The sequence below is a fragment of the Rhabdobacter roseus genome (assembly GCF_014202275.1).
Taxonomy (GTDB): Bacteria; Bacteroidota; Bacteroidia; order Cytophagales; family Spirosomataceae; genus Rhabdobacter; species Rhabdobacter roseus.
This window is the reverse complement of the sequence record NZ_JACHGF010000001.1, coordinates 415,489-437,465: the sequence shown is the minus strand read 5'-3', so window position 1 is coordinate 437,465 and position 21,977 is coordinate 415,489. Positions and strand designations below refer to the sequence as shown.

Below are 21,977 nucleotides of genomic sequence, written 5' to 3'. Positions count from 1 at the left end.
GCAGCGGCAGGCACCTAGCCACCAAGTACCTACCGAAGCCAGATCAGCGGATTCCGGACGGGCAGGTTGCGTACGACCTCCTCCACTTGCGGGTTGTGCTCCAGGCGCTTCCAGGTAGCCAGCCAGGCCGGTACCTGAAAAGCGTTAGCACCCAGTACCAAAAACGGGTGCGCCACCGGCCATTCGTCCCAGTACATCACGTCGGGCTTGAGCGGCCACTTGGACTTGTCGGCTACGTAGGGGTGCAGGTACTCAATGCCCTTGCGGATGCCCCGGCCGTCGGCGGTTTGGTAGTTCCAGAGGTTTTCGGTTTCATCCGACAAGATCTGGCAGAGCATCACCATGGCGTCGAGGTTGAAGAGCGAGTAGCCGTAGGGCTTGGTACGCTTCAGCTCGCGCGGAAAACTACCGTCCTCGGCCATCTGCTCGGGCAGTAGTACCGTTTTGTAGCGCTCGCGGCAGTAGTTGAGCAGCGACTGGTTGTTGGTAAGGCGCGCAAATGACGCCACCTGCATGGCCCAGCAGGTACCGTGGTTGTTTTTGGCCTCGCGCTCGTCGATGCCGTAGGGGTGGGTCGTGAGCCAGGTCAGGTACGCCTCAAACCAGCCTTTGGTACCTTGCACCACCTTGGCGTCGGCGCCCTTGGCTTTTTCCATTACCCGCAGCCCCTGCGCTACTTCCATGAGGTGAATGGTGTCAATGATGCCAATGCCCCGGCCCGTAGCCCGGCCTTTGATGGCCTGCGCGTACAGCAGCGAGGGATTCATGCGGGTACTGGGGTTGACAAACCAGGCGTCGAGGTGCTTGAAGGCCTGCTGCACGTACTTTTTTTGGCCGGTGAGCTCGTAGGCCGAAGCCAGCGCGCCCACGATGCGGCTGAAGCGAATCATGGCCAGTCGGTGCGCCACGAAGTTGTCGGGGTTGGTCATGCCGTCCCGTTGCTTGTAGGGGCCGTCCAGGTTGGTGGAGTCGGGCCACCAGTAGTCGCCTTCGGAGAAGAAGTCGTGGATGCTGCCCGCGCTGCGGGGGGAGCTCTGCGCCGTTACCGTTACGGGCTCCTGCTTCATGGCCCAGGCGGCTTCCGCCAGCACGTGCTCCCGCAGCGTAGCTACTACCTCCCGGCGGGTACCTGCGTCGGTGGTCGCGTAGCTATTCAGGGGCCCCACTAATACCAGCGCCACCAGCAGCCGTACCGTTTGTATTTTTGTAAGCATTGCATTCATTCCAAAATCCAAATCTTTTTTTATTCCAAAGTACCTTTATACAAAAAACAGACGGCTTTTCCAGGTACCTACCACTACGAACGCCCGAGCCCGGATCATGATTGATCCGGGCTCGGGCGTTCGTACTAGATAGCTCAACGGGGGCTAGTCGGCGGGCAGCATGTACTTTTCGGCCATCGTCGACACCAGCTCGTTGGGGAGCATGTTGCTCAGTACTACCTGCGCCTTCATCATGGCTCCCGCCACCGCGTGGTTTTCGCCCTTCATGAGAGCGTCGTAGCCGGTTTTGGCCACCATCGCCGGGTCGTAGGGATCTTCCTGGGCCGCCTTGGTGTGCTCCATGTTGGCTTTGCGGAAGAAGTCCGTGTCGGTGGCACCGGGTAGCAGGGCCGTCATGGTCACATTCGTGTCTTTTAATTCGTGGATCAGGGCGTCGGTCAGCGACAGCACAAAGGCCTTCGAAGCGGCATATACCGCTAGCCTTGGCGTAGGCTGATGAGAGGCGATCGAGGCCAATTGCAAGACCCGCCCTTCGTTAGCCGCCAGCATGTCGCGCAGGTACAGCTTCGTGAGGTGTACAAACGTGATGATATTCAGCTGAATAATCTCCAGATCTTTGGAGAAATCAACTTCGTGGAAAAAGCCGTATTCTCCCACTCCGGCGTCGTTCACCAATACATTGACCGTAATGCCCTGCCGCTTGGTTTCCTGATATACCTCCTCAGCCGCTCCTAGTTGGGTCAAATCTTTAATGATGGTAGTTACCTGGGGCGAGCCCAGTTGTTTAAAATCTTCCGCAACTTGCTGTAAAGTAGCCTCGTTTCGAGACACGATCACTAGTCGGAAGCCATCCTGGGCAAAGAGTTTTGCTAATTCGTAACCAATACCACTGGTAGCACCTGTGATAAGGGCCGTTTGATTGTTCGTTGCCATGCGCTCTGTTTTTAGTTGATGATGAAATACAAAATGGTGTACTTCCCAACCAAAAAAGCTATGCCATGGGCGTGAGCAGGGGGTACTTTAAAATAAAAACAAAGTACCCTCTCTACGCCTCGCAAAGAAATCAATCGCTTAGACCGCTCCCTTTAAAACACCTTTTCGTAGAGTTCAGTCTTGTGTTCTACGTGATCGCCGTGGGGTACTTCCAGGATCTCGAAGACGTTGTTTTTGATCGTATGCGCGATGTCGCCCGTGGGCAGGTCGTTGCAGTCGAGACCAAAAGGATCTTCGATTTCGGCGCCCATCATTTCGATGCCCACGAAGGTGAAGAAAATAAACGTCACCAGCGGGATGGTAAAGTACCCAAAGTCGCGGATGAGCCCGAAGGGCAGCATCAGCGAATAGCTCAGGATCAGTAGCTTGATGTACACGCTGTACGAAAACGGAATGGGGGTTTTCTTGATGCGCTCGCAAGCTCCGGCGATGTCGAGCAGCGACTGCAGGTGGGGCTTGAGGTTGCGAAGGTCGGCCCCGCTGATGGCCCCGCTCCGGTACACGGCCTGCACCTTCTGATGAATCAGCGTCACGATGTAGTTCGGGATGTGGTTGCGCTTTTGGTAGGCCTCCACCTCCCGGCTCGACACGTGGATCAGCTCCTCCATCCGCGTACCCTTGCGCAGGTGTTCTTTGAGGGCAATGCAAAAATTGGCGATCAGGATGGCCAGCTCACGGCGGGTACTTTTGTCTTCTTCGGGAAAAGTAGCGTGAATGGTCACGGCCAGGTTGCGGCAGTTATTGACCAGGCTCCCCCACTGCTTGCGCCCTTCCCACCAGCGGTCGTAGGCGGTGTTGGTCCGGAACACCAGCAGAATACTCAGTACAATCCCGAGCAGCGAAAAGATGTTGGAAGGAATGTGGATCTCGGAGTTGAACAGCTCAATCACCACCACGCAGAAAAGCGTGGTCAGCGCCGCTACCGTGAGGGTACCCCGCAGCATTTGACGCATGGTCCAGCTGCTGGTGAGGTGGGTAATATCCTTTAAAAAGTTTTTGTTCGCTTCGTAAACGATCATGTCAAATTAGCTTGGTAAAAGGGGACGGACGTACTTTGATTAGTAACCTACAAAACTCTCGTCGGCGTAGCACCAAAGCCAGCGCTCGCCCGGCTCGGCCGAAGCCACCACCGGGTGGCCCGTAGCCCGAAAGTGCTGCGTGGCGTGCCGGGCCGGCGACGAGTCGCAGCAGAGCGTAGCGCCACAGCTCTGGCAAGTACGCAGGTGCAGCCAGCGCCCGTCGGTTTTGATGCATTCTTCGCACACGTAGCCCGCGGCGGGGGTTATGGTTTCAAGGGCCAGAATATGCTGGCAAACATCGGGTTGTGAGGCCATGTCTTGGTGATTCGATCTAGGTACTTTTTGAAATAACAATAGATTATCAGGTCCCTGCGGGGCTATATCTCGGCCAGGTACTTGTGCACAAAGCTGATGGCCATCGCGCCCTCGCCCACGGCCGAAGCCACGCGGTTCATGGCGGTGGCGCGCACGTCGCCGGCCGCAAATACGCCCGGAATGCAGGTCTCCAGCAGGAACGGCTCGCGCTCGCGCTTCCATACTTTCTTGAACGAAGGGTACTTCATCAGGCCCCGGCCCGTTTCGATAAAGCCGCGCTCGTCCTTGAGCATGTTCAGCTCCAGCCAGTCGGTGTAGGGCTTGGCTCCGATGAAAATAAAGAGCGCGTCGGCGGGCATTTTGTTTACGGTACCCTGGTTCATGTCCTGCACGTCCAGCGCCTGGAGGCGTCCCTCGCCGTGGGCCTCGGTGATTTCGGTGCAGGGCAGTACGTGGATGTTGGGCGTATTGGCGATCTGGTCGATGAGGTACTGCGACATCGTGGCCGACAAATCGGGCCGCCGGATGATGATATACACGTTTTTGGCAAACTGCGAGAGGTACATGGCCCCCTGCCCGGCGGAGTTGCCGCCGCCTACCACAAATACCTCGCGGTCGCGGCAGGCGTTGGCTTCGGTGGTGGCCGCGCCGTAGTACACGCCCGCGCCCGTAAAACTATCCACGCCCTTGGTATCGAGCTTGCGGTAGTTGACGCCCGTGGTCACGATCACACTTTTGGCCGTGAGCTCGTTGCCGTTGCCCAGCTTCAGGATTTTGTAGTTGTCTTTGACGGTTACGCTAAGTACCTCTTCGGGCGAGTAAAAATCCACCCCAAAGCGCGTAGCCTGCGTGATGGCCCGGCGTGATAGCTCCGCTCCGCTCAGGCCCGACGGAAAGCCGAGGTAGTTTTCGATGCGCGAGCTGGTACCCGCCTGCCCGCCGGGCGCGCGCTTCTCGATGAGCGCCGTCTTGAGGCCCTCGGAGCCGCCGTACACCGCCGCCGACAGGCCCGCAGGCCCCGCCCCAATGATCACGACGTCGTAGAGATCGGTGCCGGTTTGGGGACTGAGCCCCATCTTGGCGGCGATCTGGCGGCTGTCGGGCTGCACCAGGTAGGAGCCGTCTTCAAAGAAAACATAAGGTGCGTCTTTGAGCGCCAGGCCGTTCAGCGCGATGAGCTCTTTGGCTTTTTCGTTGGTTTCCATATCCAGCCACTGGTAAGGCACCAGGTTGCCCGAGAGGTAGTCTTTGATCTCGTGCGAGAGCGGCGAAAACTGAAACCCAAGTACCTTGATCCCCTCAAATTCCGGAATGAACTTCATCTGCCAGTCGTCGAGCAGGTCGGTCAGGACGGGGTACATTTTTTCCTCGGGCGGGTCCCAGGGCTTCATGAGGTAGTAGTCCAGCTGCACGTCGTTGATGGCCTTGATGGCCGCGTCGGTGTCGGAGTAGGCCGTCAGCAGTACGCGCTTGGCTTCAGGAAAAATCTTCTTGGCTTCGGTGAGGTAGTCTACGCCCAGCATTTCGGGCATCCGCTGGTCCGAGATGAAGAGCGCCACCGTTTCGTTCTTTTGTTTCAACTCCTTGAGGGCCGCCAGCGCCTCTTCGGCCGAGGCCGTATTCATGATCCGGTACTCTTTGCGGTAGTTGTTGCGCAGGTCACGCGCGAGCGCACGAAGTACCTGGTTGTCGTCGTCTACGGCTAGTATGATGGGTTGCTTCATGGATGAAAAGATCGGGCTACTTTATTGTGTTTATTAGGAAGTTTTGAGTCAATGAAAAACGGGGAGGAAGCTATTCGTCCAGGGGCAAACATACGCTAAACTCCGTACGGCCCGGCTGGGACTTGACACTTATTTGTCCCCGGTGTCTTTTCACGATATTCTGGGCTATTTCCAGCCCCAGGCCGGTGCCTTTGCCTACTTCTTTAGTGGTAAAAAAAGGATCAAAAATACGGTTGATGACATTCTCCGGAATACCGGCCCCGTCGTCGATGATGCGCGTCACGATGAAGTTACGGTCCTGCTCGGCCTCAATCCGGATCTTGCCGCCTTCGGGCAGGGCGTCGAGGGCGTTGTCGATGAGGTTGGTCCACACCTGGTTGATCTCCCCCGGACTCACACTAATCAGCGGTAGGTGATCGGGCATTTCTACCGCCACTTCAATGTGCTTGCTTTTGGTTTTGTGTTGCAGGATCCGCAGGGTACTTTCCACGCCGTCGCGCAGCACGATCTTCTTCTTATCGCCGCCGCCGTCCATGTGCGAGTATTCCTTGATCGACTTCACCAGGTTTCCGATGCGCCCCGAGGCTTCGGCTATTTCGTTGACCATTTTCTCGGTCGTCAGCACGTTGTTCAGCCAGTTCAGGACGGGCGAAAGGTATTTGTCCGACACATGCTCTTCCACCTGATCCAGGTCGTCGGTCGTAATGTTATACTCCGCAAAAGACTCCGCCACCTCGCAGCTATTTTCTACTTCGCGGTCGTCGAGCCAGTCGGTTAGGTCGTCTTCCCGGGCCGACTTCTCCATCAGGCTCAAGGTACCTTGAGGCCCTTCCTGGAGCTTTTGGGCCAGGAGCTCACTCACCTTGTCTACCTGCTCCTCGCTCACGTGGATGGTCATCACCTGCTTAAACTTAGACGCTTCAAAGCCCAGGTGCCTTTTCAGGGCCGACGCGCTGCGTACTACCGCAGCGGCGGGGTTGTTGAGCTCATGCGCCAGGCCCGCCGAGAGCTTACCCAGGGAGATCATCTTCTCGTTTTGCTGGTCGAGTTTGGTAAAATCCCGGATGCGGTCGAGCATGAGGTGCACCAGCGGCTGCACCAGTTCGTCCTGGGTCTGGATCATTTCTTTGAATTTGTTCCGGTGCAGGCGCAGCACCGTAGTGGACTCCACGGCCACGGCGTTGGCCACGGCGGTTTTGAGGCGTGAGTACGGAAGTACCCCGCCAATGTACCCTTTTTCGTTGTAGCCCAGCTCGCGCGTTTGGCGGCCTTCGGCCTGGGCCACAAACATCCGCAGCCGCCCCTTCAGGATTAGCCAAAGATGGTCAATGGGCGTTCCGTTTCGGTACAGGTACTCGCCGTCTTCCAGCTCCACCAGCTCGGAGGAGTCGATGAGCCACTGCAGCTGAGGCTCCGGTACCACCGACAGGTTTTCGTGGTGGCGCAATTCGTCTAAAATATCCATCTGATGGTGTTATAACGAGGCTGAATTTAGTAAAAAGATCCTTGGGGTACTTCGTGCCGGTGTATTGGGTAAACAGCCCGCGTTCCAAAGTTAGTTTTAGAAGGCGTTATAAAAACACTGATTTGTAGAGCAAGCCGTCTTTTTTGTATTTCAAACCTACTTTTTGGGGTATGTACTACCTCCTCGTCTCCGTGGCTGGTACCTACTCTTTTTACCAACGTACGCCCAAGTTACGCTTTTTACCCTATTTCGCCGTTCGTCCTTTCACTTTGCCCGCTACCTCGGCGGCTGCCGTCTCTTTTGGGGCGTCAATGACTCTTTTTTTACCCAAAAAAAGCAGGAGATCCGGGAGAAGATGTACCGTTAAGTACCTGGTGTTTGGAAGAGAAAGGGCAAGGCAGGTACTTTTTTGGAGAAGCGTATGAAGTAAAAAAATCGGAGGGCGACGAACTTGCGAACGATCCACCCTCCGAAAATTTTTATTCTTTTTTGTTACCAAAGGTACTTTGTCAAGTCTGAATAGCTGAGTAACTACTGCTCACGCACTGTTTCTCACTATACACACACTATACTAATCAGCCCAGAGCCCACCTCCCCGGAGGTGGGCTTCTTTGTGCTGAAAGTACCTACTTTTTGTAGGGCTTTAGTACGTAGCGGGCTTTCACGTTGATGACCTGCGCAATTTTCACAAAGACAATCTTGGGTACTTCAATTTTATGGTCGGCGAGGGCCACGTCGAAGTTTGTTTGCAGCTCGATGGTGCCGTCGGTGACGATGAGTTGTCCGCTCAGGGTGCGCTCCTGGCTCTGGCCGTGCACGGTAAAAGTACCCTTGGCCGTAACCGCATAAGTACCTTTTTGGGTGTAGTGGGGGGCGGGCTCCACTTTTCCCCGGAAGGTAGCGGTGGGGTACTTGTCCGACTCCATATAGTTTTCGTTGAAGTGCTCTTGCATGAGCTTGTTGGGAAATGTAAAATCCCGCATGTTCATCCGCACGGCCAGCTCGCCGGTGGCGGTGTTCAGGATGGCCTGGCTTTTGGCATTGACAGCGCTGATGTTTTCGGCGGGGGTTTCCGAGAAAAACCGCGTTTCGCCGCTGTTGGTGGCGTAAAGGGTACTTTGGGCGGTAGCGGCGCCGGTCAGGAAGACCAGCGCCAGTAGCCCCGGTAGGTAGCTTTTCATACACGTTGTTTTACCAGCTTGCTGACGCGCGCTTTGTTTTCTTTTCCAGGCTGAATACGCGCGAAATATTAAATCCGTAATGCACATCACCCTTGCCCCAGGAGCCGGTGGTTTCGCCGATGAAGTGCTTCTCGACCATGCCGCGCGAATTGGTAAAGTGCAGCTGAAACACGTGCCCGCCCGTCTCGATGTCCACGCCCACCGCCAGGGCGTTGTAGTAAGGTACCTGCGCGCTTCCGCGGGCGGTCCAGAAGTACTCGGCATTGACGGACACCCGCTTGCTGAGCTTCATGCGGCCACCGGCGCCCACCGCCCACAGGGCGGGTACATCGGTGGCGAGCTCGGGGCGCTGGCGGTACAGGTAGGTAGGTGTGACCTGCAACGAAAGCCGCTCGCTAAACTTCCGCGCCACCAGTACCTGCCCGCAGTAGGTGAGCTTTTCGGAGAAAGTCCGCTCCTCGCCCGGAATGAAAGACCGCTGCGTGCGTATGACGGCACTGCCAAAAAGTGCCACCGAGACGGGTACCTGGCGCGCACCGGTAGTTTGGGTAAGTACCCGGTACTTGGCCAGAAAATCGTAGGCTTTCTGCTCGTTGCTGCGCCCCACGCCTATCATCAGCTTGTCGGACAGGCCGTACTCGAAGCCAAGCCGCAGGCTCGCCTGGTCCAGGCCGAAGAGCTCGTACGCTCCGGAGTTGAGCCGCCCGAAGCGGTGCGAGATCCGGAAGTCGAGGTGGTGGCGCTGGACGGTCTCGACGGAATGCCCGTTGATGATGCGCGTCGACTTGAAGGTAGCCACCACCGGCGTAGCGGCGGTGTCGGCCTGTTGCTCCAGCTCGTCGAGCAGGTCGGTTTGGGCCAGGGCGGCGGCCGAGAACAACACACCCGCCGCCAGGCCGAGGTACTTGGAGGCTGCCATCTTACTCCGTAACCCTAAGGGTGGCACCATTCTGACTGAGCGCGGGCTTGTACACTTTGAGCGGGAGCACGGCCGGGTTTTGCTTCACGGTGCCGTCCAGGTTGAAGGTAGAGCCATGGCTGATACACCAGACGTCGTTCTGCTGGCTCCGGTACTGTACCGCCGTGCCCTCGTGTGTACAGCGCTTGGACAGCGCCACGTAGGTACTGGCCGTAGTAAAAGCCACCAGTACGTCGCCCACTACCACAAACTCCCCGGGCGTTTTTAGTTTTTTGTAGTTATCGCTGGCCAGGTCCAGGGTAAAATCAATGTTGCTGCCGGTGGCGTTGCCGGTCAGGCCCGCCGAGTTGTTGCCGCCATTGTTATTCCCACCGGGCGCAGGATTAGGATCGTCTTCGTCCGAGGTACAGGAGGTAGTTCCCAGGCAGTAGAAGGCCATCAGGGTAGAGGTACTTAGCCCCAGGCTCCGCAAAAATTGGCCCCGCTTCATGGATTCCGGCTTGTTCATAACGATGCTTATTTTAGTATTAGTAATAGAATAGATTGGTATTATGGTATTAAAAGAAATCGAAGAAGAGAGGTCCTAGCGGAAGGTAGGTGTGTAGCGTACCGACATCCAGGTACCTACGGTAAACAAATTCACTTTGCCAAAACCCACCCGCCGCAGAGGTACCCTGGCGTAAGGCTCCGCGACCAGCGACAAGCGCCGCGAAACCCGGTACTCGTAGCCCACCGACGCGTTGAGGTGGCTCAGCCAGTACCAGCCGGTTTTGCCCTCCCAGTGGTACCACTTGATACCCGGATCGTACTGGTGGTAATTGTAGGTGTATACTTCTTTCTGCATCTTGTAGGAAGACACCCCCAGGCCCACCGACCAGCCCGAGCGCTCGCGTTGGGTCAGCTCGTAACGTACATTGAGGGGTACTTCAAACACGCTACAGGTACCGTCCACGCTGGCTGGCAGCACGTTTTGCTTCCAGTTGGCCGGCCACTCGTACTGGCTGGGCAGGGCGCGGTATTCCTTCAGGCTCCGGACCACCCCGCTCTGTACGTATAGCCTCGGCAGTACCGCGTACTCTACCAGCATGGACGCCGCCACCCGCGGCGACGTAAACTTGTTGATACCCACGGAGCTGAGGTCGGGCGAAACGCCCAGCCGGATGGCCCACCGGGGCCTGGTACGGCTATAACGCGCTTCGCTCTCCGCCTGAACGGACGATGAATCCGGCACGGGCTCTACCGCTCTGGCCACCCACCTACCCGAAGAATCAAAGCGCTGTGGCACCAACGCAGCGGGGGTACTTATCGCCGTTCGGGCGGTACTTTCCCGGGCCGGGTCGGCCGTCGGGTCCAGGACAGGCTGCCCCGGAATAAAATCCCCCCGGGCCTCGGTTGCGGGCACTACCGGCGTAGTGCTTGATAAAAGTGCCCCGTCGCCCCTTCCCGCCTGAGGGCGGGAAGGTTGCTTACGTACTCCGCTTACGTTGGGCAAGCTCCGGGGCAATGTCTTGGCCGCTGCGGGAGCGGCTTTTTTTATAGTAATCTCCTGTCTTTTAGAGATGCTATTATAACCTCTTTGTGGTGCGTCGCTCCCTGCTTCCAAGCCTGGTTGCGGCGCTCTTGACTCCACCTCATCCGCCCTGGGCCGACCCGAAACTACCGCTGGCGGGTCAGTGGCCGCCGGGGCCGTTTTTGGTACTTTCCTTGCTTCCTGCGGCTCCTCGCCTTGGGTACCCAGGTAGATTCCCCCGCCCCCGAGCAGTACCAGCAGCAGGGCCAGCCAGGGCCACCAGCTACGCAGCCGGGCGGCCAGGGGCAGCCGGTCGTTGGCGGCCAGTCGCTTTCGTAGGTCCTGCCAGTCGGCCGGATCGTAGGGTGGCTCAAACTCCTCAGCCGATTTTCTGAAGAGCCCGTCCAGGTCGTCATCTGGATACTCTTTCGTACTCATCTCTCGTTTTTTTTGCTAAAAGTACCTTCAATTTTTCGCGGGCTCGTGACAGGTTCGACTTGGATGCTCCTACCGAAATTCCCAGCTGTTCGGCGATCTCCTCGTGGGAGTAGCCGTCGATAACGGCCAGGTTAAACGTAATGCGGTAGGCCGGTGGCAGCGCCTGTACCATCTCCATCAATTCCGCGTGCGAAAGCTGGCTGATGGCCACTTCGTTTACGTGCGCGGTTTCCGCCGCCTGTATATCCTCGTGTACCTGGTGGCGCGCCTCGCGCCGGTAGTGATCCAGCGCCGTGTTGATCATGATGCGCCCCAGCCACACTTTAAAAGAGCGTTCCCGGTCGTAACTTTCCAGCCGGGTAAGTACCTTCAGAAATCCGTCGTTCAAAATCTCCCGGGCCGCTTCGCGGTTTCGGGTGTAGCGCATACAGACCCCCATGGCATAGCCGTAGAACTGCTTGTACAGCATCTCTTGACTTCGACGGTTTGCGCGCAAACAGCCGTCGAGTAGTTCGAGAAGAACAGCGGAGTTGTCCTCGGGCATGTTTTTGGGTTCCTTTTACAGCTAGATACGGCCCAGGCCGCCTTAAGGTTGCGTGCTGGGTCCGTATTTTTATTTAAAATGAGGTGGTGGCCTTAAAATCAAGAAAAAAAAGAGCAAGCTGGCACTCCTTTTCTCTCACTAAACATTCGGCCAGGGTACCTGGTTTTTGCTTGTAGAAAAAGCAGGTACCTGCGCCCTCACCGCCCCTTCTTCCTAACAAATCTGTTATTTGTCCAGGAACGAGGATCAACTTGATATTAATTTCCGTTTTCTTTACGTTTTAGTGCCAAAAAAAACGAGCACCCGTGTTTTACCGATTCAATACTAGTCTGATTCACTCAATGAAAAAAACGAACTACCTGGTCCTGATAGGGCTGCTTATGGCAAGCTTGTCGGGATTTGCCCAAAAAGAATACCAGTTTTCGATAGATCTGACCCGGCCTCAGAACGACAAGCTGACCGTAGAGTTGCTCACGCCCCGCATCAAGGATAAGGAAGCCATGTACCATTTGCCCAAGATTGTACCAGGTACCTACTCCATCAATAACTACGGGGCTTACGTGAGTAATTTCCAGGCTTTTGATAAAAAAGGGAAGCCGCTGAGCGTAGAGCGTACGGACAAAAACAGCTGGAAAATTCCGAACGCCAAAAAATTGCACCGGATTAGCTACCAGGTAGACGACACCTGGGACAGCCCCGAAATTACCGAGGATGTGTTTGAACCGAGTGGTACGAACATCGAGCAAGACACCATCTTTGTACTCAATACCTTTGGTTTTTTTGGGTACTTTAAAGGCATGGAAAAGCAGCCCTACCGGGTGAGCATCACCAAGCCCAGTGGCTTCTACGGCTCCACTTCTTTGGTGAACCAGGCCAAAGAAACCGGCGCTACTTCCACCCAAGACGTATTCGTGACCAGCGACTACCACGAGCTGGCCGACGCGCCCATGATGTACAACCGGCCCGATACCGTGTGGCTGAAGGTAGGCAATGCGGACATTCTGGTGTCGGTGTTTTCTCCCAACAGCAAGGTGTCTACCAAAAACCTGGCGGCCGACATCAAGCCCGTGCTGGAAGCCCAGAAAGACTACCTGGGCGGTACGCTGCCCATTGATAAGTACGCCTTCATCATTTACATGTCGGACCGGCAAGACCTGACGCGCTACGGCGCCTTGGAGCATTCGCTGTCGTCGTTTTACTACCTTCCCGAAACGATGTCGGCCGAGCAGCTTTCCGAAACCATGAAGAACGTAGCCGCGCACGAGTTTTTTCACATCCTTACGCCGCTCAACATTCACAGCGAAGAGATCGGCGACTTTGACTACATCAATCCCCGGTTGTCGCGCCACTTGTGGCTGTACGAAGGCCTGACCGAGTACGCCGCCCACCACGCCCAGCTGCAGGCGGGGATCATCGACCTGCCTACCTACCTGGAAAGGCAAAGTACCAAAATAGAAAACGCCCGCAGCCGGTTTAACGACACCCTTTCCTTCACGGAGATGTCCAGCCAGGTGCTGGATGTCCATAAGGATGAATACCAAAACGTGTACGAAAAAGGGGCGCTGATTGGCCTGAGCCTGGACTTGAAGCTGCGCCAGCTCTCGGCGGGCAAATACGGCACCAAAGACTTGATGCGCGACCTGTCCCGTACCTATGGCAAGGATAAATCCTTCCGGGATGAGGAGTTGTTCGATAAAATAACGGAACTGACCTACCCCGAAATCCGCGACTTTTTCCGCAGGTACGTGGAAGGGGGCGAGCCCCTACCCCTCGAAGAATTATTCGCCGCCATCGGAATTGAGTTTGATCCCGACGGCGAAAAGAAGGAAGTTGAGAAGGCCTTTGGCGTCAGCTTTGCGCTGGTACCTGGTTCCAAAACCATCATGATTGCCAGCAACAGCGAAGCCACCGACCTGGGCAAGCGGCTGGGCCTGCAACCGATGGACCAGCTCATTACCCTGAACGACCAGCCCTTCAACCTGGACACCTACGCTTCGGTGCTGCAAAGCTACGATCAGGATTTTAAACTGGGCGATACCGTATCTTTTACGGTAAAACGCAAAGAAGCCGACGAAACCACCAACGAGCTCAAGCTCACCGCCGACCTACGCGAAACGACCATTTCGTATCCTACGCTGGAACCCAAAGACAGCGCTTCGCCCCAGGAGCTGCAGCTCCGCCGGTCGTGGATGGGGCCCGCGGCGGAATAAGTACCTTGTCATCGAAATGTGTACGAGAAAACGCGGAGATCCCCTCCGCGTTTTTTCTTTAAGAAGTCCCCCGTCAACGTTCTTGGCGAAGACCAAATAAAGAAGAGGTACTTTGTGGTTTGTCAAAACCCGACCGTAAGCCGTAAACCCGGCGAAAGTTGCTTGAAAGCGCCGTGGAAATACAGCTCCGGCTCTACTTTCAGAAAAGGCGTGAGGTTGAAGCCGCCCGCCACGCGCCAGGTATGAGGCTCATAGTAGGTACCCTGGCGCCCAATGAGGTACCCTACCGTCACTTGTGCTTCCTGCTTCACGCCCGAGTGGCCCAACCCGGGTGAATCTCTGGTTTTTTCAAAAAATGAAAACCCTGCCACGAGAAAGTGATTTTCGAACATTTGTAAAGTACCCTCCAGGCTACGGTCGAAGAAGAATTGATGCTGGAAACCCAGGCGCGTTTTTAGCCGGAAACGATCTAGATAGAGCGTCATTTCATTATGATAAGCCGTATGCCAATGGCCGCGGACGTAGCCCAGACTGACGCCCGGCGAGAAAATGAGCATGTCGCGGGCATAGTTTCCTACCCGTACCTGGCGGTCGCCGAGGTAGCGGCCGTATACCTCCGGTGAGCGCTCAAGTACCTTTGGCTTCAGCTCCTGCTCCAGGGCTTGAACTAAAAAGATGGTCTTTTCGCGTAGCTCGTCCAGCAGCCGGGGTACTTCGCGCAGGTCGTTCAGCAGCAGGTAGAGCTCGGCGCGTTGCTGATTGGTTTTTAGTACTTCTATTCGCAAGGTATCCTGCCCGGTTTTGAGCTGCACCACCTCCCCCTCTACCACCGAGAACTCCTCAGCGCGTACGGGGTACTTTTTCCAACGGATCTGGGCGGGCTGCCCTTCTTCCAGCCTGTACACCACCGAAAGTACTTCGCCAGAGATGGGTACTTGCTCCAAAAAGGACGCGTACTGTTGCCAGAAAAGCCCCACCAGCGAGTCGGGGCGCTGCACCAGCCGCGAAGCGCGGTAGTTTTGGCTTTTGAGCAAAAGGACATTTCCCTTCGAAAGCTTCACCTCCAGCGTCACCGCATCCAGGAAGTCGGGGTAGTCTTTTTGGAACGCCTCGCGGTCCAGTCGGGTATCAAAGGCGTAGTTGATTTCGGCCCGCTGGGCCAAGAGGGGGTCCATGGCGCTGCCGAGCAGGAGCGCGATCCATACGATGATTCGTTTCATGAAAAGTGAGTAATGGAGTAAAACTTACTGCTGGCTTTTATAGTACCTGGTGAAACGCTGGTATGAAAATAAAACTGCATTACATATCGGCTTCGCAGAACGAAACTGAACCTACCACCAAGGATACTACACTGGCCTATATTCTTTACTTTTTGCGTGAATTATTTTTATGCATCACCTGCCGGACCGCCTCTTCAAAGGTGGGTATAGCGGTCTCCATATGCCCCCAATCTTTATATACTTTTGCGTTAGTATCAATTGATTTTTTAGCTAATATTTCTGTCAAACGCTTAAAACCATTCGGTTGATCTTCTAAAACTTCCAACGCCCCGATGGTTAAAAATAAGCCTGCGCGCTCGGCGTTTTCGCCTTTATTCGCTAAGCGCTCGATTACATCCAGGATATAATTAGTATGGTAATCAATGGAAGGACTTGCTGCCACGAAATTAGTGAAGATCGTTTGCCCGGACAGATGATGCGTTAAGGCATGCAAGACAAAATAGCCACCCAGCGAATGTCCCATGATCGTTCGATTGACTTTGTCCGTTCTGTAAGCCGAGTCGATATGGGTTACAATTTTTTCCTTAACAAACTGATAGAACTTTTCTCCTTCCCCGCTGATCTTAAAACCATCGGCGGGAAGCGCCCTCGGAAACGTATAATCCCGGTCTCGCAAAGAATCCATCACGTAAGCATTCTCATAGCCAATTCCAACCAGGATCGGATCAATAGTATTTCTCTTCTTTCTGGTTAATTTGTCGGCATAATGGGCCACGGGATCAAAATATACATTACCGTCCAGCAGGTAAAACACCGGGTAAGTACGCTGGGGGTTTTTAGCATACTCTTTGGGTAGCCTTACAAACAAACTAAAGGGCTCATTTGAAAAGTCAGACTTCAAAGTAAAAGTCGGAAGCGTTTCTGTATCATCAGGCTCGTCTGGGGCCTCCTTGCTGGTAGTAGCTGTTATATAGAGGCAATAATGGTGAGGAGGCCTCGTCCATCGCCCCAGACTGGTTCTCCGGAAGAAGCTTTTGGATGAGCCGCCAAGCTTAACCTCATAAAAGATCTGTTTAACATCCTCTTTATTCTCGGGAATAAACTCAATGGAGGCCAGCACACTTCCTTTCAACAGAATACTATACTCCGCTAAATCAAACTTCAACCATCCCTCCTTAATTGGATGCCGTTGCAAAATACTCTGTTCCATTATCCTTTCTTTGGGAGTATTTTCGTCGGCGTCGTATCTGTAAAAATTAATTCTGAAACTGGCGCTATCGGGTCTTGATGAATTAACATGGAGATTAACCGACGTTATTTGAGCGGGAGAGCTACCAAGATTGATCACTTGCCCAATTTCAAAACTATCATCCTTTTTAAAGATTCCGTCTGTGAAGTGAATGGTTCCTCTCTTTTTTATGCCGTATTTTTTCTCGACTAATTTTTCTCCTACAACGGCTACCTCTCGTAGTTGAACGACTTTCTCCTTTAAACGAACGAGCACCGTTGTGTCTAAAACCAGCTCCCGAATCAGGAAGTTGGACTCTTTATATCCTACTAACGAGAAGGTCAAGCTGTCGTTCTGGTATTCATGTGCTATATTGATTTCAAATGAGCCATCCTCCTTTGAGATAGCACCAATATTTTTTTCCTTGATTCCGATATTAACATAGGCTAATGGGCGTTGCTCTTTCGACTCTACCACAGTACCCAAAATGCGGATTTGTGATAATGCGTCATTCGTGAGCCCAAGCAATACTAGTAGGCATATAATCCTTACTGTCATTAGTGAGAATAGTTATACTATGAGTTCATCACTTTGCTTAGTTCTAAAAAGCAACATCAAGCCAGTAGTAGGAATATCCCCAAATCTACTAGGGAAGAGGTACCCTCAGCCAGGGTCGTGCCTCCGTGGCCACGGGTACTTCCGCGGGTCCAGGCAGGCCGATCCGGACCGCAACATGCAGGCGCGACGGCGTTTGGGGTACTTCGGGCGCTCTTAGTTCATTGACATGCACCACGCGAAAGCGCGGCTTCTCGGGCTTTTTCACCACCAAAGTACCTTCGGCAGAACCAGCCTCCGCAAGTACCTCGGCCACCTCTGGCGGTGCTACCCCGGCAGGTACTTCGGCGGGGGTACTTGGGGGTGGCACTATGGCTTCGGCCTTAGGTTCGGGAGCCGAAGGTACTTGGCGGGCAGGTACCTGGGAGTGCTGTTTTGTGGTGGCTGCCGCCAGGGTACCTGGTGCCACAGGTACCTGGCTGGGCGCGGGCGAAGCGGGGTACTTAGGTACCTGCGGCTGCGCTACCGGCAAAGTACCTGGCTCGGGCCAAAGTACCCATACGCCACCCACCAGCACGGTCAGTGCTACCACGGCAGCGGCCGCAACCCAGGCAATTGGCCACTTTCGGCGGCGCGGCCGGAGGGGTAGTTGGGTTTGGAGCTGCTGCCAAACTGCCTCCTGATCGAACCCACGCGGCGGCTGGTCGGCCAGGTACCGGGCGTTGCCCCTAAACAGCTCGTCGAGCTCGTGCTTATCTTCTTTCTTGCTCATAGCCATTTTTGATCAATAGTTTTTGCAGCATCGCCCGGGCTTTGCTCAGCTGCGACTTGGACGTATTCTCGCTTACCCCCAGCAGCGCGGCGATCTCGCGGTGGCTGTAGCCTTCAATGGCGTACAGACAAAACACCGTGCGGTAGCCGTGGGGCAGCCGCAGGATCAGGTCGTGAATGGCCTCAGCTTGCAGGTCGGCGTCGGTTTCCTGCGCGGCGTGGGGCACTTCGGCCTCCGGGAGGTCGGGGTGGTCCAGCGACCAGGCTTTTTGGCCTACCTTACGGCGCAGGTACATGAGGGCTTCGTTGACCATGATGCGCTTCATCCACACCTCCAGTTCGTCGTCGCTGCGGTACTCGAAAGTACCTAAGGCCCGAAATATTTTCAGGAAGCCATTCATGAGTACCTCCTCGGTTTCGAAGGCATCGGGTACGTAGCGGCGGCAGAGCCGGTACATCCGGTTGGCAAAATGCTCGTAGAGCCGCTTCTGGGCGAAGGGGTTGTCGCGTTGGCATTGTCGGACGATCTCAGCTAGCATTTGGCGGGTACGGGGGTGTGTCTATAGGGAGAAATGCCGCCCGAAGCGGAAGGGTTGCCTGGGGGGAGAAATTTAATACAAAAATGTTAGTAGCAAAGGGTAGTTGGGCAAAGGGCATGGGGCAGAGGGGTACTTTTTGCAGAGGGGTTAGGGCGGGGGGGGAGTTCTTCAAAAAATAAAAAAGCCCCCACGGAGGAGGGCTTAAAGGTACTTTGGCTAGTATTGATACGCTACATTTTCCGGACAAAGTGCAGGCTCGTGACCTGGAAGCGCTTGTTGAGGTAGAGCCGGTGCGCGTCGGTGCGGGCTTCGCTCACGCCGGAGTCGAGGTGTACTTCCTGGAGGCCTTCGCGCTCGGCGTAGTCGAGAATCCAGTCCAGCAGCAGGCCCGCGTAGCCTTTGCCCCGGTGCTCGGGCAGCGTCGAGAGGTCGTCGATGTAGAGATACTTTCCTCTAAACAAGTTGTAGCCCGTCTCGAACACGGCCACCGCGGCCGCCTCGCCGCCTGTGTCTACAAACAGCATTTGCCGGTTGTCGGCCAGGGTACTTCGGATGGCTTCGTCGTAGCGCTCGTCGGTGAGCAGGGGGCGCAACGCCTGAACGGCGCGCCGACACGCCAGCAGGTCGGCGTCGGTGGTAGCAAAGCGAATTTTCATCCTTTATTAGCAGATAGCGTCAGGTTTACGAGGTTATGGCCCATGCGGTCGCGCTTGGTGAGCAGGTACCTTTCATTGTGCGGGTTGGAAGGTACCTCAATGGGCACCGAGTCGACGATCTCGAGGCCGTAGCCCATAAGGCCCACGCGTTTTTTGGGGTTATTGGAAATCAGGTTAATCTTGGTAATGCCCAGGTCGCGCAGGATCTGCGCCCCCACGCCGTAGTCGCGCGAGTCCATGGGTAGGCCCAGCTCCAGGTTGGCGTCTACGGTGTCGCGGCCCATTTCCTGTAGCTTATAGGCTTTCAGCTTATTGAGCAAGCCAATGCCACGCCCTTCCTGGTTCATGTAAAGTACCACGCCCTTGCCGGCCTTATCCACCATTTCCATGGCGGCGTGCAGCTGGCCGCCGCAGTCGCAGCGGCAGGAGCCGAAGATGTCGCCCGTCACGCAGGACGAATGCACCCGTACCAGTACGGGCTCGTCTTTGTCCCAGGTACCTTTCACCAGCGCCAGGTGCAGCTCGTCGGTGTTGGTTTGGCGGTAGGCGATGAGGTCAAAGTGCCCCCATTCGGTAGGCATATCCACGCCAATTTCGCGCTTGATAAGGGTTTCTTTCTTGAGGCGGTACTCAATCAGGTCTTTGATACTCACTAGCTTCAGATCCAGGCGGTCGGCCAGTACGCGCAGCTCGGGCAGACGCGCCATGGAGCCGTCTTCGTTCAGGATTTCGACCAGTACCCCCGCCGGAGCCAGGCCGGCCAGGCGGGCAAAATCGATGGCGGCTTCGGTATGGCCGGTACGGCGAAGTACCCCACCCTGCTTGGCCCGGAGCGGAAAAATATGGCCCGGGCGGCCCAGATCTTCGGGTTTGGTATCAGGATTGACCAGGGCTTTTATGGTTTTGGCGCGGTCGCTGGCAGAAATACCCGTGGTGCAGCCGTCGCCCAGCAGATCCACCGATACGGTGAAGGCCGTTTCGTAGGCGGCCGTATTTTTTCCTACCATCATATCCAGCCCCAGCTCCTCACAACGCTCCTCGGTGAGCGGTGCACAAATAAGCCCCCGCCCTTCGCGGGCCATGAAGTTGATGATCTCGGGCGTGATCATCTCGGCGGCGCATATCAAATCTCCCTCATTCTCACGATCTTCGTCATCTACGACGATGATCATCTTGCCCGCCCGGATGTCACTGATGGCCTCTTCGATGGAGTCGAGCGGAATTTTGGTATTATTGTTGTTCATTAGGTACTTTGTATAAAAATAGTTTGTACGGCATCCTCGTTTAAGACAGTAAAGGTACGGCCTTAGCCCGGAATGTTTTACTTTTGGTATTTGGAAAACAAAGGTTGAAAGCATTCCGTTTCGTGGCCAGAGGTTATGGTTTAGTTATTCACGAGCGATCACGAGGCATTGAAGCATTTTTTACCCTACATACACATGTTGAATAAGGTAGTCGTTGGTTGTATTTTGTGGCTGGCACTGGCAGGGTTTGGCACCATCCGGGCGCAGGATTTTTGCAGCGGTAGCGGTGGTGGTTTTTCAATCAATGGCGTGGGTGGCACGGTGGCCGTTACGGGCTGTGCTCCTTTTAATGTTACGGTTACGAACACCGTAGCCGGGGCCAATAACCTAGCCTATAATTTCGACTACAAGGGTGAAAATGTACCCGGTACATCCACGGCAACTACCTTTAGATACACACAGCCCGGCCGTTACCGTATCCTACAGGTAGGTAGTAGCGGAGCAACCGGTATAGCGCTTTGCCGCGAAGTGATCGTGGTAGACCGTACGCCACCCAATGTGCAGATCATCCCCTGCTCGGGTAATAAGGTAAAAGTGATCGTAACCGACAATAACGTGGCCCGGCAGTACGATCAGCTCGAAATTGACTGGAATGATCCAGCTGCTTCCAACGATTTTATCAATAAAGGGGAAACTTTAGAAAGAGAACATACGTACAGCGGTACCGGTCAGCGGCAAGTGAGCGTACGGGGCGTATACTGGGACACGCAGGGCTCCTGCGACGGAAGTGAGTGGGTGGCCCGTACGGTGATTCTGAGCAGCATCCAGCTCAATACCGTGGCCATCAGCCGCGTAGAGGCCCGCGCCGACGGCACGTTTACCCTTTCGTACCTGGGCATTCAGGACGTGGAGTCGGAGGTACTGCTGCAGCCCGCGGGAGGTACCTACGCCGCTACGGGCGTGAAGAACAACCGGGGCGGCAACCAGCAAATGACGGCCTCGCTACCCACGAGCGGCGGCCCGTACCAGGTACGCCTCAGAACTACCGACGCCTGCGGCAACGCCCTGGAAAGCAACGAGGTAGCCGTAATGCAACTGACGGCGCAGGCCGAAAACGAGCAGAACGTGCTGAGCTGGAACCGCTACGCACCCGCCAACGGCTTTACGCAGTACCAGCTCCTGCGTGACGGCGTGGTAATCCAGCGTTTTACGAATATTGCTAACCTGACTTATACCGATACGGACGTACAGTGCGGCGAAACCTACCGCTACCAGGTCATCGCCGTTTCGGCTACAGTGCAGTCCTTATCCGCTCCGGTAGAGATCATGGCCGTTTCTACGCAAAAGCCCGACGCCATTACGCAGGCCATCGTAAGCGTGGAGCAGGACGGCAGCGTGTCGCTCATTGCGTTTCCGCCCGCGCAGGGCCAAACTACTACCTACAAAATGGTCTTTGAAAGGTCAGAAAATCTGGCCGGTCCTTACGTAGAAGTGGGCGTAGCCGACAATACCAACCGCTACTCTGACGCTACCGCCCGTACTTCGGAGCGCTCGTACTGCTACCGAATCTTGTACGAAAACGCCTGTGGCAACCGCTCCGACCCCAGCGAGGTACTTTGTACCGTGTGGCTTAGCCGCTCGGGCTCCAACCTTCGCTGGACCCCGGACCGGCCTTTTACCGACGCCATAGGTACCTACTTCGTGATTAAATACAACACCAACGGTACCTCCGCCGAAACCGGCGTGGGCACCAGCCAAAACTACGACCCCCGCCTCGACGATCCCGACCAGCAGGAGTTTACCTACCAGGTGCGGGTGCGGTCCGGCAACGGGTCGTTCCTGAGCTACTCCAACGTCATCGATTTCCGGCGGGAAGCCGCCCTCTTCCTGCCCGATGCTTTCTCGCCCAATGGCGACAATATCAACGATGTGTTCCGGGTGCAGGGTACTTTCTTCGATGCTTTCCAGATGATTATTTATAACAAGTGGGGCGAGGTAATCTTTTCTTCCACCGACGCCAGCCAGGGCTGGGACGGCACGGTACGGGGGGAGCGTGCTCCCGAAGGCAACTACGTTTATAAAGTAGAGATCAAGGATAACACCGGAAAACCCTTCGTAAAAACCGGCTCGCTTCTGCTTTTGCGCTGAAACCACTACCTTTGTGACGCCGCGCCACCTACCGTGGCGTAGGCTGTTTTTTATAAATCATACTTTTTACTGAGA

19 protein-coding genes are annotated in these 21,977 nt (G+C 55.4%); 2 read left to right on the top strand and 17 right to left on the bottom strand.

Annotation, left to right across the window (positions count from 1 at the left end):
* Positions 1 to 29: 29 nt before the first annotated feature.
* The 11 genes from HNQ92_RS01840 to HNQ92_RS01790 form a co-directional block, all read right to left on the bottom strand.
* Positions 30 to 1,223: an alginate lyase family protein gene (locus tag HNQ92_RS01840; RefSeq protein ID WP_246439460.1), complete on the bottom strand. Its 1,194-nt coding sequence runs from the start codon at positions 1,221 to 1,223 to the stop codon at positions 30 to 32.
* Positions 1,224 to 1,367: 144 nt separating this feature from the next.
* Positions 1,368 to 2,156, bottom strand: a complete 789-nt coding sequence (locus HNQ92_RS01835) for an SDR family NAD(P)-dependent oxidoreductase (RefSeq protein ID WP_184170043.1) — start codon at positions 2,154 to 2,156, stop codon at positions 1,368 to 1,370.
* Positions 2,157 to 2,308: 152 nt separating this feature from the next.
* On the bottom strand, positions 2,309 to 3,235 hold the full coding sequence (locus HNQ92_RS01830) for a bestrophin family protein (protein ID WP_184170040.1): 927 nt from the start codon (positions 3,233 to 3,235) through the stop codon (positions 2,309 to 2,311).
* A gap of 39 nt (positions 3,236 to 3,274) precedes the next feature.
* Positions 3,275 to 3,550 (bottom strand): UBP-type zinc finger domain-containing protein, encoded by a 276-nt coding sequence (locus HNQ92_RS01825; RefSeq protein ID WP_184170037.1) that lies wholly within the window; start codon positions 3,548 to 3,550, stop codon positions 3,275 to 3,277.
* Between the two features lie 62 nt (positions 3,551 to 3,612).
* Entirely contained in the window at positions 3,613 to 5,274 is a 1,662-nt protein-coding gene (locus tag HNQ92_RS01820; protein ID WP_184170034.1) for an NAD(P)/FAD-dependent oxidoreductase, read from the bottom strand.
* Positions 5,275 to 5,344: 70 nt separating this feature from the next.
* Complete coding sequence (locus tag HNQ92_RS01815; RefSeq protein WP_184170031.1) at positions 5,345 to 6,739, bottom strand: sensor histidine kinase; 1,395 nt, start codon at positions 6,737 to 6,739, stop codon at positions 5,345 to 5,347.
* Between the two features lie 626 nt (positions 6,740 to 7,365).
* Positions 7,366 to 7,920 carry a YceI family protein gene (locus HNQ92_RS01810; RefSeq protein ID WP_184170028.1) on the bottom strand — a complete coding sequence of 185 codons (555 nt, stop codon included), beginning with the start codon at positions 7,918 to 7,920 and terminating at the stop codon, positions 7,366 to 7,368.
* Positions 7,921 to 7,930: 10 nt separating this feature from the next.
* Positions 7,931 to 8,839 (bottom strand): DUF5777 family beta-barrel protein, encoded by a 909-nt coding sequence (locus HNQ92_RS01805; protein ID WP_184170025.1) that lies wholly within the window; start codon positions 8,837 to 8,839, stop codon positions 7,931 to 7,933.
* 1 nt (position 8,840) lies between these two features.
* On the bottom strand, positions 8,841 to 9,347 hold the full coding sequence (locus tag HNQ92_RS01800; RefSeq protein WP_184170022.1) for a QcrA and Rieske domain-containing protein: 507 nt from the start codon (positions 9,345 to 9,347) through the stop codon (positions 8,841 to 8,843).
* 75 nt (positions 9,348 to 9,422) lie between these two features.
* Positions 9,423 to 10,787: a hypothetical protein gene (locus HNQ92_RS01795; protein ID WP_184170019.1), complete on the bottom strand. Its 1,365-nt coding sequence runs from the start codon at positions 10,785 to 10,787 to the stop codon at positions 9,423 to 9,425.
* On the bottom strand, positions 10,762 to 11,331 hold the full coding sequence (locus HNQ92_RS01790) for an RNA polymerase sigma factor (RefSeq protein WP_184170016.1): 570 nt from the start codon (positions 11,329 to 11,331) through the stop codon (positions 10,762 to 10,764). Before HNQ92_RS01790 ends, HNQ92_RS01795 begins: the two co-directional genes overlap by 26 nt.
* Positions 11,332 to 11,672: 341 nt before the next feature.
* On the opposite strand from HNQ92_RS01790, the gene HNQ92_RS01785 reads away from it, so the two are divergent.
* On the top strand, positions 11,673 to 13,541 hold the full coding sequence (locus tag HNQ92_RS01785; RefSeq protein WP_184170013.1) for a M61 family metallopeptidase: 1,869 nt from the start codon (positions 11,673 to 11,675) through the stop codon (positions 13,539 to 13,541).
* 122 nt (positions 13,542 to 13,663) lie between these two features.
* Here the strand turns inward: HNQ92_RS01785 and HNQ92_RS01780 are convergent, their stop codons facing one another.
* From HNQ92_RS01780 to HNQ92_RS01755, 6 genes are all read right to left on the bottom strand, one after another.
* A complete protein-coding gene (locus HNQ92_RS01780; RefSeq protein ID WP_184170010.1) occupies positions 13,664 to 14,761 on the bottom strand; it encodes a hypothetical protein in 1,098 nt (365 codons plus the stop codon).
* Between the two features lie 145 nt (positions 14,762 to 14,906).
* Positions 14,907 to 16,547, bottom strand: coding sequence for an alpha/beta hydrolase-fold protein (locus tag HNQ92_RS01775; protein ID WP_221307354.1), 1,641 nt, complete (start codon positions 16,545 to 16,547; stop codon positions 14,907 to 14,909).
* A gap of 88 nt (positions 16,548 to 16,635) precedes the next feature.
* On the bottom strand, positions 16,636 to 17,316 hold the full coding sequence (locus HNQ92_RS01770) for a hypothetical protein (protein ID WP_184170004.1): 681 nt from the start codon (positions 17,314 to 17,316) through the stop codon (positions 16,636 to 16,638).
* Positions 17,297 to 17,854, bottom strand: coding sequence for an RNA polymerase sigma factor (locus tag HNQ92_RS01765; RefSeq protein WP_184170001.1), 558 nt, complete (start codon positions 17,852 to 17,854; stop codon positions 17,297 to 17,299). The genes HNQ92_RS01770 and HNQ92_RS01765 overlap by 20 nt, the downstream gene beginning before the upstream one ends.
* Positions 17,855 to 18,084: 230 nt before the next feature.
* Positions 18,085 to 18,510 carry a GNAT family N-acetyltransferase gene (locus tag HNQ92_RS01760; RefSeq protein WP_184169998.1) on the bottom strand — a complete coding sequence of 142 codons (426 nt, stop codon included), beginning with the start codon at positions 18,508 to 18,510 and terminating at the stop codon, positions 18,085 to 18,087.
* Positions 18,507 to 19,754 carry a bifunctional 3,4-dihydroxy-2-butanone-4-phosphate synthase/GTP cyclohydrolase II gene (locus tag HNQ92_RS01755; RefSeq protein WP_184169995.1) on the bottom strand — a complete coding sequence of 416 codons (1,248 nt, stop codon included), beginning with the start codon at positions 19,752 to 19,754 and terminating at the stop codon, positions 18,507 to 18,509. The genes HNQ92_RS01760 and HNQ92_RS01755 overlap by 4 nt, the downstream gene beginning before the upstream one ends.
* Before the next feature lie 195 nt (positions 19,755 to 19,949).
* On the opposite strand from HNQ92_RS01755, the gene HNQ92_RS01750 reads away from it, so the two are divergent.
* Positions 19,950 to 21,902 (top strand): T9SS type B sorting domain-containing protein, encoded by a 1,953-nt coding sequence (locus tag HNQ92_RS01750; RefSeq protein ID WP_184169991.1) that lies wholly within the window; start codon positions 19,950 to 19,952, stop codon positions 21,900 to 21,902.
* Positions 21,903 to 21,977: the final 75 nt, after the last annotated feature.